15 protein-coding genes are annotated in these 13,832 nt (G+C 51.1%); 9 read left to right on the plus strand and 6 right to left on the minus strand.

Features of this window, described 5'->3' with window-relative positions; genetic code table 11:
- Nucleotides 1-7: 7 nt before the first annotated feature.
- On the minus strand, nucleotides 8-1,810 hold the full coding sequence (gene cysJ / locus RSC70_RS03665; protein ID WP_332541722.1) for an NADPH-dependent assimilatory sulfite reductase flavoprotein subunit: 1,803 nt from the start codon (nucleotides 1,808-1,810) through the stop codon (nucleotides 8-10).
- 487 nt (nucleotides 1,811-2,297) lie between these two features.
- On the opposite strand from cysJ, the gene queD reads away from it, so the two are divergent.
- On the plus strand, nucleotides 2,298-2,657 hold the full coding sequence (queD, locus tag RSC70_RS03670) for a 6-carboxytetrahydropterin synthase QueD (protein ID WP_008814216.1): 360 nt from the start codon (nucleotides 2,298-2,300) through the stop codon (nucleotides 2,655-2,657).
- 98 nt (nucleotides 2,658-2,755) lie between these two features.
- On the opposite strand, the gene RSC70_RS03675 is transcribed toward queD, so the two are convergent.
- Complete coding sequence (locus RSC70_RS03675; RefSeq protein ID WP_043494938.1) at nucleotides 2,756-3,070, minus strand: DUF883 family protein; 315 nt, start codon at nucleotides 3,068-3,070, stop codon at nucleotides 2,756-2,758.
- 260 nt (nucleotides 3,071-3,330) lie between these two features.
- Here RSC70_RS03675 and alaC point away from each other — a divergent pair, with 260 nt between their 5' ends.
- Nucleotides 3,331-4,545 (plus strand): alanine transaminase, encoded by a 1,215-nt coding sequence (alaC, locus tag RSC70_RS03680; protein WP_332541723.1) that lies wholly within the window; start codon nucleotides 3,331-3,333, stop codon nucleotides 4,543-4,545.
- Nucleotides 4,546-4,908: 363 nt separating this feature from the next.
- On the opposite strand, the gene RSC70_RS03685 is transcribed toward alaC, so the two are convergent.
- Nucleotides 4,909-6,048 carry a 3-phenylpropionate MFS transporter gene (locus tag RSC70_RS03685; protein ID WP_040044380.1) on the minus strand — a complete coding sequence of 380 codons (1,140 nt, stop codon included), beginning with the start codon at nucleotides 6,046-6,048 and terminating at the stop codon, nucleotides 4,909-4,911.
- 318 nt (nucleotides 6,049-6,366) lie between these two features.
- Here RSC70_RS03685 and RSC70_RS03690 point away from each other — a divergent pair, with 318 nt between their 5' ends.
- Entirely contained in the window at nucleotides 6,367-6,531 is a 165-nt protein-coding gene (locus tag RSC70_RS03690) for a hypothetical protein (protein WP_172722252.1), read from the plus strand.
- A gap of 21 nt (nucleotides 6,532-6,552) precedes the next feature.
- On the opposite strand, the gene RSC70_RS03695 is transcribed toward RSC70_RS03690, so the two are convergent.
- A complete protein-coding gene (locus RSC70_RS03695; RefSeq protein WP_234618608.1) occupies nucleotides 6,553-7,350 on the minus strand; it encodes a CDP-diacylglycerol diphosphatase in 798 nt (265 codons plus the stop codon).
- A gap of 2 nt (nucleotides 7,351-7,352) precedes the next feature.
- Complete coding sequence (gene queE / locus RSC70_RS03700) at nucleotides 7,353-8,024, minus strand: 7-carboxy-7-deazaguanine synthase QueE (protein ID WP_332541725.1); 672 nt, start codon at nucleotides 8,022-8,024, stop codon at nucleotides 7,353-7,355.
- Nucleotides 8,025-8,234: 210 nt separating this feature from the next.
- Here queE and hutI point away from each other — a divergent pair, with 210 nt between their 5' ends.
- The 6 genes from hutI (at nucleotide 8,235) to RSC70_RS03730 (ending at nucleotide 13,277) form a co-directional block, all read left to right on the plus strand.
- Nucleotides 8,235-9,485: an imidazolonepropionase gene (gene hutI, locus RSC70_RS03705; RefSeq protein ID WP_332541726.1), complete on the plus strand. Its 1,251-nt coding sequence runs from the start codon at nucleotides 8,235-8,237 to the stop codon at nucleotides 9,483-9,485.
- Entirely contained in the window at nucleotides 9,482-10,435 is a 954-nt protein-coding gene (gene hutG / locus RSC70_RS03710) for a formimidoylglutamase (RefSeq protein WP_332541727.1), read from the plus strand. The genes hutI and hutG overlap by 4 nt, the downstream gene beginning before the upstream one ends.
- A 12-nt stretch (nucleotides 10,436-10,447) precedes the next feature.
- Nucleotides 10,448-11,182, plus strand: a complete 735-nt coding sequence (hutC, locus tag RSC70_RS03715; protein WP_040044375.1) for a histidine utilization repressor — start codon at nucleotides 10,448-10,450, stop codon at nucleotides 11,180-11,182.
- Entirely contained in the window at nucleotides 11,179-11,778 is a 600-nt protein-coding gene (locus tag RSC70_RS03720) for a HutD/Ves family protein (protein WP_282806855.1), read from the plus strand. Before hutC ends, RSC70_RS03720 begins: the two co-directional genes overlap by 4 nt.
- Before the next feature lie 129 nt (nucleotides 11,779-11,907).
- Nucleotides 11,908-12,825, plus strand: coding sequence for an SPFH domain-containing protein (locus RSC70_RS03725; RefSeq protein WP_025799893.1), 918 nt, complete (start codon nucleotides 11,908-11,910; stop codon nucleotides 12,823-12,825).
- Nucleotides 12,825-13,277 carry an NfeD family protein gene (locus tag RSC70_RS03730; RefSeq protein WP_332541728.1) on the plus strand — a complete coding sequence of 151 codons (453 nt, stop codon included), beginning with the start codon at nucleotides 12,825-12,827 and terminating at the stop codon, nucleotides 13,275-13,277. Before RSC70_RS03725 ends, RSC70_RS03730 begins: the two co-directional genes overlap by 1 nt.
- A 45-nt stretch (nucleotides 13,278-13,322) precedes the next feature.
- Here the strand turns inward: RSC70_RS03730 and cueR are convergent, their stop codons facing one another.
- Nucleotides 13,323-13,730, minus strand: a complete 408-nt coding sequence (gene cueR / locus RSC70_RS03735) for a Cu(I)-responsive transcriptional regulator (protein ID WP_040044373.1) — start codon at nucleotides 13,728-13,730, stop codon at nucleotides 13,323-13,325.
- Nucleotides 13,731-13,832: the final 102 nt, after the last annotated feature.

The raw sequence follows: 13,832 nt of genomic DNA on the forward strand, positions 1-13,832 counted from the left end.
CTCATTATTAGTAAACGTCCCGCTGATAGCGGCGCTCAACGCGCAGCTCACTTAAAAATTCATCGGCTTGTTCGGCGTCCATACCACCGTGTTCAGCCAATAGCTCCAGTAACGCCTGTTCAACGTCTTTCGCCATGCGGTTGGCGTCTCCGCAGACGTAAATATGTGCGCCCTGTTCGATCCAGCGCCAAACCTCGGCCCCTTGCTCACGCAGCTTGTCCTGTACATAGACTTTATGTTTTTGATCGCGTGACCAAGCCAGATCGATACGGGATAGAACGCCGTCTTTAACAAAGCGCTGCCATTCCACCTGATACAGAAAATCTTCGGTAAAGTGAGGGTTGCCAAAGAAAAGCCAGTTAAGGCCTTCTGCGCCTTCGGCTGCACGTTGTTGAATAAACGCACGGAACGGTGCAATGCCGGTGCCAGGGCCAATCATAATGACCGGCGTTTGTGGATTCGCAGGCAGACGGAAATTGTCGTTATGCTCGATGAAAACGCGCAGCTCGCCATCTTCATCCAGACGATCGGCTAAATAGCCTGAAGCACCGCCGGTGCGGGCGCGGCCATCAACTTCATAACGCACCACGCCAACGGTGATGTGCACTTCGCTCCCCACTTCCTCTTGAGAAGATGCGATGGAATAAAGACGCGGCGTTAACGGGCGTAACAGCGCCACTAGCTGCTCAGCGTCTAAATCCGCCGGTGCTTGACGGATCATGTCCGGCAGCGGCGTGGTTTGTGCGTATTGTTGCAGTTGATGCTTATCCGCCAAGAGCTCTATCAAGCGCTCATCGCGCGAAAGCGCCGCGTATTTTTCTACGATAACGGTGGTGTTTTGTGTGAGCTCCAAGCGTTCGGTCAGCGCCTCACGCAACGTCATCGTTTGATCGTTGAGAGTGACCGTCTCATCGCCGGTGCGCCAAATCAGGCCAATAATTTCTTCAACCAAATCGGGATCGTTGTGATACCACACGCCCAGTGCATCGCCAGGCTGGTAGCTCAGACCCGATTCACCGAGATCGATTTCAATGTGGCGCACGTCTTTATCGGAGTTGCGACCGGTAATTTTTTGCTTCACCGCTAAAGAGGCGGTTAGCGGGGATTCTTTGCTGTATGGGCTGCTCACGATCTGCGCGACGCTTCCGGCTACGCTAACCTGAGTCTGCGCCGCCGTGGCCTGTGGCACGCGCTGTTTCAAAACGTCTACGATCTGCTTACGCCATGCTTCTGCCGCGGATTTGAAATCAACATCGGCGTCGGCGCGGTCGAATAAGCGCTCACCGCCCAGTTCTGCTAAACGAGCATCAAAATCTTTTCCGGTCTGGCAAAAGTTTTCATATGAAGTATCCCCAAGGCCAAACACCGCAAACGCCGTTCCGGCCATCTGAGGGGCTTTTTTGGAGAACAAATATTTGTGCAACGCGACGGCTTCTTCCGGCGGTTCACCTTCCCCTTGGGTTGAAGCAACAACCAGCAGCAGTTTTTCCTGCGCGATCTGTTTGAATTTATAGTTACCCGCGTTAACCAATGTCACACCCAAACCTGCTGCGGTTAAGTCATCGCGCAGTTGCTCTGCCACCCGTCGTGCGTTGCCCGTTTGCGAAGCGGAAATCACGGTAACTGAAGCGGCTACAGCCGGTGCTGGCGTCACGGCTACCGTGCCTGGCTGTTGATTAACCATTCCCCAGAAATAACCGGAGAGCCACGCCAGCTGGTGTGGTGAAAACTCACCAATCGCCGACTGGAGCTTTGCCAATTGCTCCGGCGTGAGTGGAAGCATAGAAGTAGGAGGAGCCTGAGTCGTCATTGCTAAGTGTTCCTTGCACAGTGATCCCTTTGGTACTTCAAGCAGCCTCAGACTTAGCTTTAAGAACCGTGGGTGTGGCGAATTGATGTAGCGCTTTTTGTAAGGTTACCTAGCTGGATAATAACAATTAAATAAGTGATGGAAATAACAAATAACCATTTGGACTAACCACTAATTCAGGTAGGTGATAGAGGCTGGAGTGTTTTAGGCGAAAGTCTATAAAATCAATGAATAACAGTTAGTTATTACATAACTATTTCCACTGCCTTTGCTATTGGCTTTATTGTTCACGCCTAAGGGAGTCTTAATAGATAGGATCAAACATTTTATAGCCCGTTAAAAAATAACGCCGCAAAAATAAAACAGGCGACCTCTTGGGCATTGAAGAATAAATTTTCTGCTTATACTCAAACAATCGCGGTAAAACTACCGCCAACGGGCGCTTTCCGGTAGTATGCGCAGGTTTTTTAGGTTACGAGGCGTCATCATGACAACCACCCTGTTTAAAGATTTTCAGTTTGAAGCTGCGCACCATCTGCCACACGTTCCGGAAGGACATAAGTGTGGTCGCCTGCACGGCCATTCGTTTTTAGTACGCATTGAAATTACCGGCGAAGTGGATGCTTATACCGGCTGGGTGATGGATTTTGCCGAGCTAAAAGCGGCGTTCAAACCAATTCTGGACCGCCTCGACCATTACTATCTGAATGATATTCCTGGTCTTGAGAATCCAACCAGCGAAGTGTTAGCCCAGTGGATTTGGCAACAGCTGAAACCTGAGCTGCCATTGCTAAGCGCCGTATTGGTGAAAGAAACCTGCACCGCAGGCTGCACCTATCGCGGTTGATAGTTGCCATGGTGTGACCGGTATTGCACCGGTCACATAAATTTCTCGCATCAATTATTCACACGTCTATTGCACACATAAGTCGCGCTAGTGATTGATTAGCGTTTTGAGAGCAAGAGCCCCAGAATCAGCCCTGCCGTTGCCCCAATTCCCACGCTGTGCCACGGTTTATTCCGCACGTAGCCATTCACATCACAGCAGGCATTTTTCACCCGATCCGTTACAGGACACGGTGTATCGCCGCTGATGCGCGCTTTCACCTCACGCAGCGTATCTTGTGCGCTACGGCGCAGCGAAGCGATTTCATCCTCCGTTTTATCCGCCCCCTCCTGCAACACACCTTCAAGCGCGTCCGCCAACAATGAAACCTCTTCTTCGATGCTACGTTCAACTTTATCGGTTTTTCTAAACATAGTGTTCCCTCTTTGCTGTATCAAAATCATGTTCAAAGGATTGGCGAAAAATGATTAGCAAATTTAATGCTAGCTAATAAGCATAGTTGAAACTCAGCGATAAATGCTCGGAGTGTTCTGGAAAGCGATTGAGAAACGAAAAAACGCTGTTTAAAAAATCCGCTCGACAGAATCTTCGGCTTCGCCTATTTTCGTTAATAGCCTGTAAACAGGCAGCGTCGCTCGGACGGTCCGGGCGCTAACGTCATCTTGAGGTATCTATGACAGACTCATGCACTCCGCGTCGTTTTACTCGTATTGATCGTCTTCCCCCTTATGTATTTAACATTACCGCTGAATTAAAAATGGCTGCGCGCAGGCGCGGCGAAGACATTATCGATCTCAGCATGGGGAACCCAGACGGCCCAACGCCGCCGCACATCGTTGAAAAAATGTGTACGGTTGCACAGCGTGAAGATACCCACGGTTACTCCACGTCACGCGGTATTCCGCGTTTACGCCGCGCGATCTCGCACTGGTATCAAGATCGTTATCAGGTCGATATCGATCCCGATAGCGAAGCCATTGTCACCATCGGTTCCAAAGAGGGTCTGGCACATTTGATGCTGGCCACGCTCGACCATGGCGATACCGTTTTAGTGCCAAATCCTAGCTACCCCATTCACATTTACGGCGCGGTCATTGCGGGTGCGCAGGTGCGGTCCGTGCCGCTGGTTTCAGGCATCGACTTTTTCAACGAATTAGAACGCGCCATTCGCGAAAGTATTCCTAAGCCTAAAATGATGATTCTGGGCTTTCCTTCGAACCCTACCGCGCAATGCGTTGAATTAGATTTCTTTGAGCGCGTCATCAAGCTGGCGAAAGAACACGATATTTTGGTGGTACACGATTTGGCCTATGCCGACATTGTGTATGACGGTTGGAAAGCGCCTTCAATCATGCAAATCCCCGGAGCCAAAGACGTTGCCGTCGAGTTTTTCACTCTGTCGAAAAGCTACAACATGGCTGGCTGGCGCATCGGTTTTATGGTCGGTAATCCCGAGCTGGTTAACGCGCTGGCACGCATCAAGAGCTACCACGACTATGGTACTTTTACTCCGTTGCAGGTGGCGGCGATTGCCGCACTCGAAGGCGATCAGCAATGCGTGCGAGATATTGCCGAGCAATACCGTCAACGCCGCAACGTGCTGGTCAAAGGGCTGCATGAAGCCGGTTGGATGGTAGAAAATCCTAAAGCATCGATGTATGTTTGGGCAAAAATCCCCGATGCCTATGCGCACCTTGGATCGCTAGAGTTTGCCAAAAAGCTGTTGGCCGATGCCAAAGTCTCCGTTTCCCCAGGGATTGGTTTTGGTGACTATGGCGACACCCACGTTCGTTTCGCCTTGATCGAAAACCAAGATCGTATTCGTCAGGCCGTGCGCGGGATTAAAAGCATGTTTAGAAAAGATGGGCTGATTACAGGCAAGTCATAAACCCTCCCGTGATATTTGGGTAACGCCCCCCCCTAACCCTCCCCTTCGCAGGGGAGGGAACTGTTCTGTGATGTTGGTAAGAATCTCGATCGGCCCCTCCCCCTGCCAAGGGGGAGGTTGGGAGGGGGTCTTATAACCCCACCCTAACCCTCCCCTTCGCAGGGGAGGGAACTGTTCTGTGATGTTGGTAAGAATCTCGATCGGCCCCTCCCCCTGCCAAGGGGGAGGCTGGGAGGGGGTCTTATAACCCCACACTAACCCTTCCCTTTGCAGAGAGGGAAATGTTCTGTGATGTTCGTAAGAATCTCGATCGGCCCCTCTCCCTGCCAAGGGGGAGGCTGGGAGGGGGTCTTAGCCACAAAACTAATGGCTTGTCACTTTCGGCCTAAAGAAAATCACCGGCAATACCACCAGCGCCATCGCATAGAACATGCCGCCTTGATAGTGCTCAAACAGGAAGCCTGACAGCATCGTCATGATCGCTACGCTTCCGCCCATGCCTAGCGCCGAATAGACCGCTTGCAGACGGATCACATCGCCACCCTGTCGTGCCGAAATAAAGCGCATTGCCGCCAGATGACACACGGTGAAAGAGCCCGCGTGCAGAATTTGAATCAAAATCAGCCACGGCAGCGCCGTTGTTGAGCCCATCAAGCTCCAACGGATCACCGCACAAAAACACGACAACAGCAGTAGCTGGGAAACCGACATACGGCGAAACAAGCGCTTGCTCAATGCAAAGACAATAACCTCAGCCACAACGCCTAGCGACCACAGATAACCGACTACCGACGCGGAATAGCCCGCCTCCTGCCAGTAAATCGTGCTAAATCCGTAATAGCCTGCATGAGCGCCTTGAAGTAAAGCGGCACACAATAAAAAACGCCATACCGGCGCTTCTTTTAATAAAATTTTCCACGGCGTGGTGTCCTGCACCGCGCTATCTTTAGGTGCATCCTGTGGCATATGACGCGGGCGTAAAAGCATTCCCACCAGCATGGCCGCCAGACCCGCCCACAGGCAATACATAATAGCCTTATGGCCAAAGGCATTGACCACTTCCCCCGTGACCGCAGAACCAATGACAAAGGCCATCGATCCCCATAGGCGTACTTTGCCGTAGTCCAACCCCACCTGACGTTGCCACGTTGCGGCCAGCGCATCGGTCAGCGGAATGAGCGGTCCATAGAAGAGGCTAAATCCGGCCATCACCACCAACAGCCACGCCCATGCGGTACCAAAGGAAAATGCGATAGAACAAATCAGGGCGAGGAGAGCAATAAGACGGAGAGCGGTAATCAGTTGAGAGGTTTTTTTAACGGCGGGAGCAATGAATAAACTACCAAGAAAACGGGCTATCATCCCTGCGCCAAGCAATAGGCCAATTGATTCGGGAGAAATTCCCTCGCCTTGCAGCCACAAGCTCCAAAACGGCAGAAATATGCCAAAAGAGAAAAAATAGGTGAAATAACTGAGTCCTAACCAACCTGCAGACGGCAACATTTTTCCTCCTTAATTTTAAACGCGTTACTTTGACAGAGGCATCCCATGCTGGCAATGAATATTGTCGCAAAATCAATTAGCAAATGAGATGTACACATCCCCTCATCAATTTTTTCTTCGAGAGGATATATAGGAAATAGGTAACAGTTTTTAACGCGTGTAGGCAGCTTTGTTTATCGGTTGTTTGCCAAGCGTAAACGGGGGTGAAACAGCTTAAACTTTTGTGAGAGGCGGGTCTAAATTTAGGATTTGATTGATTTTATATATCAGAATGCTGGTTAACATAGGCATCCCTGTTTTTGACTAGGAAGCTGACGAGTGACGGAAACCACTTCGTTAAACAAAATTGATGCACTTAAAGCCGAAATTAATCAGGAAATATCCATGATCGAATTCGACCTGAAGCTGCAAATTTCACATGATGCATTAGCCGATCATTCCGAGAAAGAACCCGACGTCGCTATAATAGAAGAGGCGTACTAAATCTGACTCCCTTTTCCCGGTTCACTGAGCCGGGATTGTTTGCAGCAGCTCGCAGCGCTTATCCAGCAATGACTCCACCGATGCCCTATTTCTCTCTCCCATTCCCACCCGTGTCGCCAATAAAATAAAGCCCGGCTGATTTTCAAACGTCGTTGGCACCACAGCTACACCATAATAGGCCAGCTGTTCAGGCGTAAGATGAAACTGATCGGCGAGCGATTTGATTGGATTCACGCCGATAAGCGCCGGTTGCTCAATACGCTTGGCATAAAACGGATGACGCAATAGCAAATCAGGCAGCAAAGCCCATTCACGGCCAATATAGGGACGCTCAGCTTTTAACTGGCGGCGAACGTCTTCACGCAAACAGGTGAGATGAATGTGAAGTTGATTCTGGCTGCGTCCATAGGCTGAATTTAACGCCAGCCCCAGTACATCGTCGGGAACCGGTCTGCCATATTCGTACGCCAGCCGATAGCGCATCGTCCATGCATAACCGAAATAATCCGGCGCGTCATTTTCTAGCAGTATAGGACTCTCAATACCGCTCATCCGAGCATTGGGAACCAAAATAAAATGGGCGTGAAAGCGCGGGTTTTGAATGACGGTAAACGCAGATCGCCGATCGTGAGTCGGCGAGTAGATCTGGGCGCAGGGTGCGGGATCGTGCTTTTGCTGATAGTTAACTCGACAAACTTTATCCACCACGCCCCACAGCGCGTCAGATTTGGCACAGCCGGTTAGCGAAAACACCAGCATCAGAAGCGCAGTGCCAAAAATCATCCGATAATTATTCAGCAGCGCGCTTCTCATTAGCATATTTAGGCGATGTTCAAATACTTATGGGTTTGCATCGACAAGCGCCAGTTGCGCGCAATGCAGGTTTCAATACACAGCTTCGTCGCGCTCTCTTTTTGGCTAATCGGCTGGAGCGCGATAATGCGTTTCTTATCATCGTGAAGCACGGACAGTAATGCGTCTAAATCTTCAATATCGCGCTCACGTGCGACGGGATGCTTAACCTCATCGGCGCGCACTAACGAAGACTCCAATACTTTCATTCCGCCTTTCATGTTGACCTTTGGAGAGACGGTCACCCAGGTTGCCTCAGAGCAGCAGATTTCATGGGTGCCGCTGGTTTCTATCTGGCAGGAAAAACCATTTTGATTCAGTAATTCCGTCAAGGGACGTAAATCATGGATGCAGGGTTCGCCACCGGTGATCACCACATGACGAGCGGTATATCCGCGCTCGCGCAGGATATCCAGCAGTTGCTCAGGGCTGGCACTTCCCCACGCATCGCTCTCTTCAGTTTTGATCAAGATTTCGTTCATGCCGATTTCTCGTTCAGGTAACTGTTCCCACGTATGTTTGGTATCACACCAGCTGCACCCTACCGGACAACCTTGCAGGCGAATAAAAATAGCCGGAACACCGGTGTAAAAACCTTCCCCTTGCAGGGTCTGGAACAGTTCGTTTATCGGATACGACATGACACTCTCATTGTTAATAAAACTTTCTTACCATAAAAAAGCTGCGCCGCATTGTCGCAGATTTGCCCCCGCGACGCCAAACACGCCGTGCCTCAGTCACACATCGCATTTGACGTCACAATTAAATAACATTTTCATTAAAAACGTTTGACACTCATCGGCCTTTCGAAAATAAATGTATATACAACTCTATACAGGTTTGGGGATGCTATGAATTTATTGGAGTCCGACGTTATTTGGCGCAACGGACGCTTAGCCACCATGAACGCGCAGAGCCAAGCGCCTTATGGTCTTCTCGATCGCCATGCACTGGTGGTACGCGATAAACATATTATAGCGGTGATCCCAGAGGATGAGCTTCCCGCGCAGCATCCCCAACAGATTGACCTACAGGATCGCCTCGTTACGCCAGGTCTTATCGACTGTCATACGCATTTAGTGTTCGGTGGCGATCGCGCCTACGAGTGGGAACAGCGCCTGAACGGCGTGTCGTACACCGAGATTAGCCAGAACGGCGGCGGAATCAATTCAACCGTGCGCGCCACGCGCGACGCCTCGCCGGATACGTTGCTTAGCATCAGCCAACAGCGTTTACAGGCTTTAATGGACGAAGGTGTGACGACGGTGGAAATGAAATCCGGTTACGGTCTGGATCTCATCAATGAAGAAAAACAGCTACGCGTTGCTCAACAGTTGGCTCGGCAAAATGCCATCGATGTTAGCCCAACGCTGCTTTCGGCGCATACCACACCACCGGAATATCAGGGCCGCTCAGACCACTATATCGATCTGATTTGCGAGGAAATCCTACCGCAGTTATGGGAGAAAAAACTGTTTGAATCGGTCGATGTATTCTGCGAAAGCGTGGGCTTTTCACTCGCGCAAAGCGAAAAGCTGTTCGCGGCAGCCAAACAGCTCGGCATTCCTGTTCGCGGGCATATGGAACAGCTTTCTAATCTGGGCGGTAGCGAACTGGTGGCGCGTTATCACGGGCTGTCGACTGACCATATTGAGCATCTGGATGAAGCCGGTATTCAAGCCTTAGCGCACAGCCAAACCGTGGCGGTTCTGTTGCCCGGTGCCTTCTATTTTTTACGCGAAACCAAACGCCCTCCGGTGGATTTGCTGCGTGAATATCGCGTCCCTATGGCGGTAGCCAGCGATTTCAATCCCGGCACCAGCCCTTTTGCGTCTTTGCGCCTAGCGATGAATATGGCCTGCGTACAATTTGGCCTCACGCCGGAAGAAGCGTGGCTAGGCGTGACACGACATGCGGCTCAGGCATTAAATCGTCAGCACACCCACGGGCAGCTTGCCGCCGGTTTTGAGGCTAATTTCGCGGTGTGGGAAGCAGAAAAACCGGTTGAAGTGATTTATGAATTGGGGCGAAATCCACTGTATCAGCGGGTTTACCAAGGTCAGGCGACACTAAAACAGAGCAAAAATGAGGAAATGCAATGAGCCACTGGCAACCCACCGCTGATGACGTTTGGCAAGGACGTAACGATTTAGCCGAGTCTCCCGAAGCGCTACGCTTATTTCAAACCGTTGGACAGCACAATGAGCCTCGCCCTATCGTGTTGCTCGGTTTTGCCTGTGATGAAGGCGTCAAACGCAATCATGGCCGCACCGGAGCCGCCGCAGCACCCGATGCGCTGCGTAAAATGCTGGCTAATCTTGCTGCGCATGCAGGACATGACCGCATCACCGACGGCGGCACATTGCGCGTTGGCGATACCCCGCTAGAAGAAGCGCAGGCGCTGTTTAGCCAAAAAGTCTCGCAATACCACCAACAAGGCGTAAGAACCTTAGTCTTTGGCGGCGGCCATGAGACCGCCTTCGCCCACGGTTTAGGGCTCTATCAGGCGCATCCCGACAAAACCGTTGGCATTATTAATTTTGATGCTCATTTGGATCTGCGCCGCAACGACGTGGCGACGTCGGGCACGCCGTTTCGCCAGCTCGCTCATTACTGCGAGCAGAACCAGCGACCGTTTCATTATCTCTGCGTCGGCGCCAGCCTCGCGGCGAACACGCAGGCGTTGGTCACCGAGGCCGAGCGCTTGAACGTTGAGATCGTATGGGATACCGACGCGCTTACGCGATCGCTTGACGATCTGCATCGCCAGATCGGCGTATTTATGGATAAGTGTGAGATCGTCTATCTGACGGTCGATCTGGATGTTCTTCCAGCGTGGCAAATGCCCGGCGTCTCAGCGCCCGCCGCCGTGGGATTGCCAATTGAACGACTTTTGCCGTTAGTGGGTGCGATATGTGAAAGTCCGTCATTGTGGGGAGCGGATCTGGTGGAATACAATCCCTCTTTGGATATTCAGCAATTCGGTGCCCGCACTGCGGCACGCATTGCATGGCAAATTCTACATCAATGGAACATCGGCGATTGCCCATAAGGAATGTTATCCATGACTCTTCCCGCTGATTTATCACCGCTATCAACGCCTGCGCCGCTGTATGAGCAGGTCAAAAAAATGATTACCGATAACATCAGTAACGGAGCTTGGCCGCCAAATTATCGCATTCCTTCAGAGGCCGAGCTGGTCGCGCATCTGGGATTCAGCCGAATGACCATCAACCGGGCGTTGCGAGAGTTAACTCATCAAGGATTACTGGTGCGCATGCAGGGCGTTGGCACCTTTGTTGCGGAGCCGAAAGGGCAATCTGCGCTGTTTGAAGTTCACAGCATTCGTGACGAAATTCTGGCACGCAATCACCGCCATCACAGCAAAATTATCTTGCTGGATAAAGTACAGGCTAATAGCGAACAAGCCGCTGCGTTAAATCTCAGCGTAGGCGCGCCAATATTTCACTCCATCATCGTGCATTACGAAAATGACACGCCGGTGCAGATTGAAAATCGCTATGTGAATCCTATCGTTGCGCCTGATTACCTACAGCAGGACTTTCTCAAAATCACGCCGCACGACTACCTATCGCGCGTGGCTCCCTTAACCGAGGGGGAACATATTGTTGAAGCTCTGCTGCCTTCGGCTGAAGAAAGCCAATGGCTGCACATTCAGGCGAATGAGCCTTGCCTATTGATCGAACGTCGAACTTGGTCTAAACATCATAATGTTACCTTTGCAAAATTGCTGTTTCCCGGAACTCGACATCGTTTAAAAGGACATTTCACCTCATGAATCAATGGCAGATCATACGATGGGCTGATTATCACGCGATGCCTTGGAAAAATGGACAAGGCGTTACGCAGGAGATCATGCGAGTGGACTCCCCAAACGGGCGCGATTTCCGCTGGCGTTTATCCATGGCAGAAGTTTCCTCTGACGGTGATTTCTCCAGCTATACGGGATATCAGCGCATCCTTTCCATTTTGGAAGGCGATGGCTTGCAGCTAAAAATCGATGGACGTATTGAACCACCGATTTTGACCTGTGGGATCCAGCGTTTTTCCGGCGACAGTCGCGTGAGCAGCACGTTGCTCAATGGCAAAGTACGCGATCTGAATTTGATTTATGACCCACGCTATTATGGCGCACGCCTTCAGTGGGTCACCACCAGCCCGAATATGCCGCCACTGCGCTGCCACGCTAGCACCATTATTTTATTCTGCCACGACGGCGAAATTTCACTCACGCCGGTTGGCGGCGGTAAGTCAATTACGCTAAACCGCTACGACAGCGCCGTGCTGGTCACGCCTCGCCCACAAACTCACACCGTTGATTTAGACGGTCACGGTCATCTTGGGGTCTTTGAATTAACCGGATTTGATGAATAAACCCGAGAAGTCTTAATATTCGTTAACCTAATATGATTTATTCCTGTTAATCATGTCAGTCTTACGCACGATTGGTTAAACTATTATCAATCGTGCGGTATGAGGCCGTTCGCTAACAGGAGGTTGTCGATGTTTACCGTTATTCCCGTCTTAGTGGTTGTTGCGTTGGTCATCGTATGGTCAGGGATTAAAATCGTGCCGCAAGGCTTCCAGTGGACCGTCGAGCGCTTTGGCCGCTACACCAAAACATTAATGCCTGGTCTGAATTTAATCATTCCATTCATGGATCGCGTTGGTCGTAAGATCAACATGATGGAACAGGTTTTAGACATCCCTGCTCAAGAAATCATTTCAAAAGATAACGCCAACGTCACCATTGATGCCGTTTGCTTTATTCAGGTTATCGACCCTGCCCGCGCCGCCTATGAGGTGAGCAATTTAGAACGCGCCATCGTCAATTTAACCATGACCAACTTCCGTACCGTTCTGGGTTCTATGGAATTGGATGAAATGCTGTCACAGCGTGACCATATTAATGGCCGTTTGCTGCATATCGTTGATGAAGCCACCAATCCTTGGGGCGTAAAAGTAACGCGTATCGAAATCCGCGACGTGCGTCCGCCGGTCGAACTGGTTGCCTCCATGAACGCCCAGATGAAAGCCGAGCGAACCAAACGTGCAGATATTCTCGAAGCGGAAGGTGTTCGTCAGGCAGCTATTTTGCGTGCCGAAGGTGAAAAGCAGTCTCAGATCCTGAAAGCCGAAGGTGAGCGTCAGTCTGCATTCTTGCAGGCAGAAGCGCGCGAACGTGCCGCGGAAGCTGAAGCTCAGGCCACCAAAATGGTGTCAGAAGCGATTGCCGCAGGGAACATTCAGGCGATTAACTACTTCGTGGCACAAAAATATACTGACGCGCTGCAAAAAATCGGTTCTGCCACTAACAGCAAAGTGATCATGATGCCGCTGGAAGCCAGCAACCTGATGGGCTCCATCGGTGGTATCGCTGAATTACTGAAAGAAACAGGCCCCGTTAAAGGCAAATCATAATGATTGATTACATTGCCCAAAATCCGCATGGCTTTTGGCTGTCGCTGGGCGGTGTGCTATTAGCTGCGGAGTTGTTAGGCGCTGGCGGGTATCTGCTGTGGTGCGGCATTTCAGCACTGTTGGTCGGCCTGCTGACATGGGTACTTCCATTTGGCTGGGAGTGGCAGGCAACGCTGTTTGCGATCCTCACCGTCGCTACTGCGCTACTTTGGTGGCGCTGGCTACGGCGCAGTCAGCCGGTATCAAGAAACAATGATGACCTGCTTAATCAACGTAGCCGCCAGCTTATTGGTGCGCGTGCCACGCTTGAAGCACCGATCGTCAACGGCAATGGGCGCATTCGTATCGGCGACAGCAGTTGGCGAGTCACCTGTTCGCAGGAATTACCGCTCGGAGCCGTCGTTGAAGTTATCGACGTGGAAGGTATTACGTTAGTGGTGAAAAGTATTTAAGTTGCTCCCTCCCCCCGCGCAGAGGTTTGCCGGGGGATAAACCACTTAAGCCTTATGCCCGTGGCAGCACCCCGCCAGATTATTAATGATCGGGCAATCCGCGCTTTCATCGCCGGGACACTCATCGGCTAACGCCATCAATCGGTGACGCATTTGCTGCAATTCTTCAATATGCCGTTCCAGTTCGGCCACTTTCTCTAACGTGCGCCGCTTAACGTCAGCGCTGTGGCGGCTTTTGTCATGAAAAAGCCCTACCAGTTCACGGCATTCGTCCAGCGTAAAGCCCACCTGCCGCGCCTGACGCAGCAACGTGAGCTCTTCAATATGTTTTTCACCGTAGAACCGATAGCCGTTATCAGCGCGATTTGGCGCAGTCATCAGCCCTTTTTCTTCGTAAAAACGGATGGTTTTACTGGTGAGTCCGGTTTTCTTGGCAACCTCACTGATGTTCATTCTGCCTCCCCTCTTGACCTTACCCTTGCAGGAAGGTTTAAGCTTAGTCCAAGTGAAGAATACCATGTGATTCGCCCATCAACACCACGTGTTCATTGGGCA

Origin of the sequence: Hafnia sp., from assembly GCF_036648275.1 — a bacterium.
GTDB lineage: Bacteria > Pseudomonadota > Gammaproteobacteria > Enterobacterales > Enterobacteriaceae > Hafnia > Hafnia alvei.

Bases quoted from the DNA above. Each gene is read 5' to 3' on its own strand.
- queE (WP_332541725.1), bottom strand. From the start codon at position 8,024: ATGTCGTATCCGATAAACGAACTGTTCCAGACCCTGCAAGGGGAAGGT.
- RSC70_RS03695 (WP_234618608.1), bottom strand. From the start codon at position 7,350: ATGCTAATGAGAAGCGCGCTGCTGAATAATTATCGGATGATTTTTGGC.
- hutI (WP_332541726.1), top strand. From the start codon at position 8,235: ATGAATTTATTGGAGTCCGACGTTATTTGGCGCAACGGACGCTTAGCC.
- hutG (WP_332541727.1), top strand. From the start codon at position 9,482: ATGAGCCACTGGCAACCCACCGCTGATGACGTTTGGCAAGGACGTAAC.
- queD (WP_008814216.1), top strand. From the start codon at position 2,298: ATGACAACCACCCTGTTTAAAGATTTTCAGTTTGAAGCTGCGCACCAT.
- RSC70_RS03730 (WP_332541728.1), top strand. From the start codon at position 12,825: ATGATTGATTACATTGCCCAAAATCCGCATGGCTTTTGGCTGTCGCTG.
- RSC70_RS03685 (WP_040044380.1), bottom strand. From the start codon at position 6,048: ATGTTGCCGTCTGCAGGTTGGTTAGGACTCAGTTATTTCACCTATTTT.
- alaC (WP_332541723.1), top strand. From the start codon at position 3,331: ATGACAGACTCATGCACTCCGCGTCGTTTTACTCGTATTGATCGTCTT.
- RSC70_RS03725 (WP_025799893.1), top strand. From the start codon at position 11,908: ATGTTTACCGTTATTCCCGTCTTAGTGGTTGTTGCGTTGGTCATCGTA.
- cueR (WP_040044373.1), bottom strand. From the start codon at position 13,730: ATGAACATCAGTGAGGTTGCCAAGAAAACCGGACTCACCAGTAAAACC.
- cysJ (WP_332541722.1), bottom strand. From the start codon at position 1,810: ATGACGACTCAGGCTCCTCCTACTTCTATGCTTCCACTCACGCCGGAG.
- hutC (WP_040044375.1), top strand. From the start codon at position 10,448: ATGACTCTTCCCGCTGATTTATCACCGCTATCAACGCCTGCGCCGCTG.
- RSC70_RS03675 (WP_043494938.1), bottom strand. From the start codon at position 3,070: ATGTTTAGAAAAACCGATAAAGTTGAACGTAGCATCGAAGAAGAGGTT.
- RSC70_RS03720 (WP_282806855.1), top strand. From the start codon at position 11,179: ATGAATCAATGGCAGATCATACGATGGGCTGATTATCACGCGATGCCT.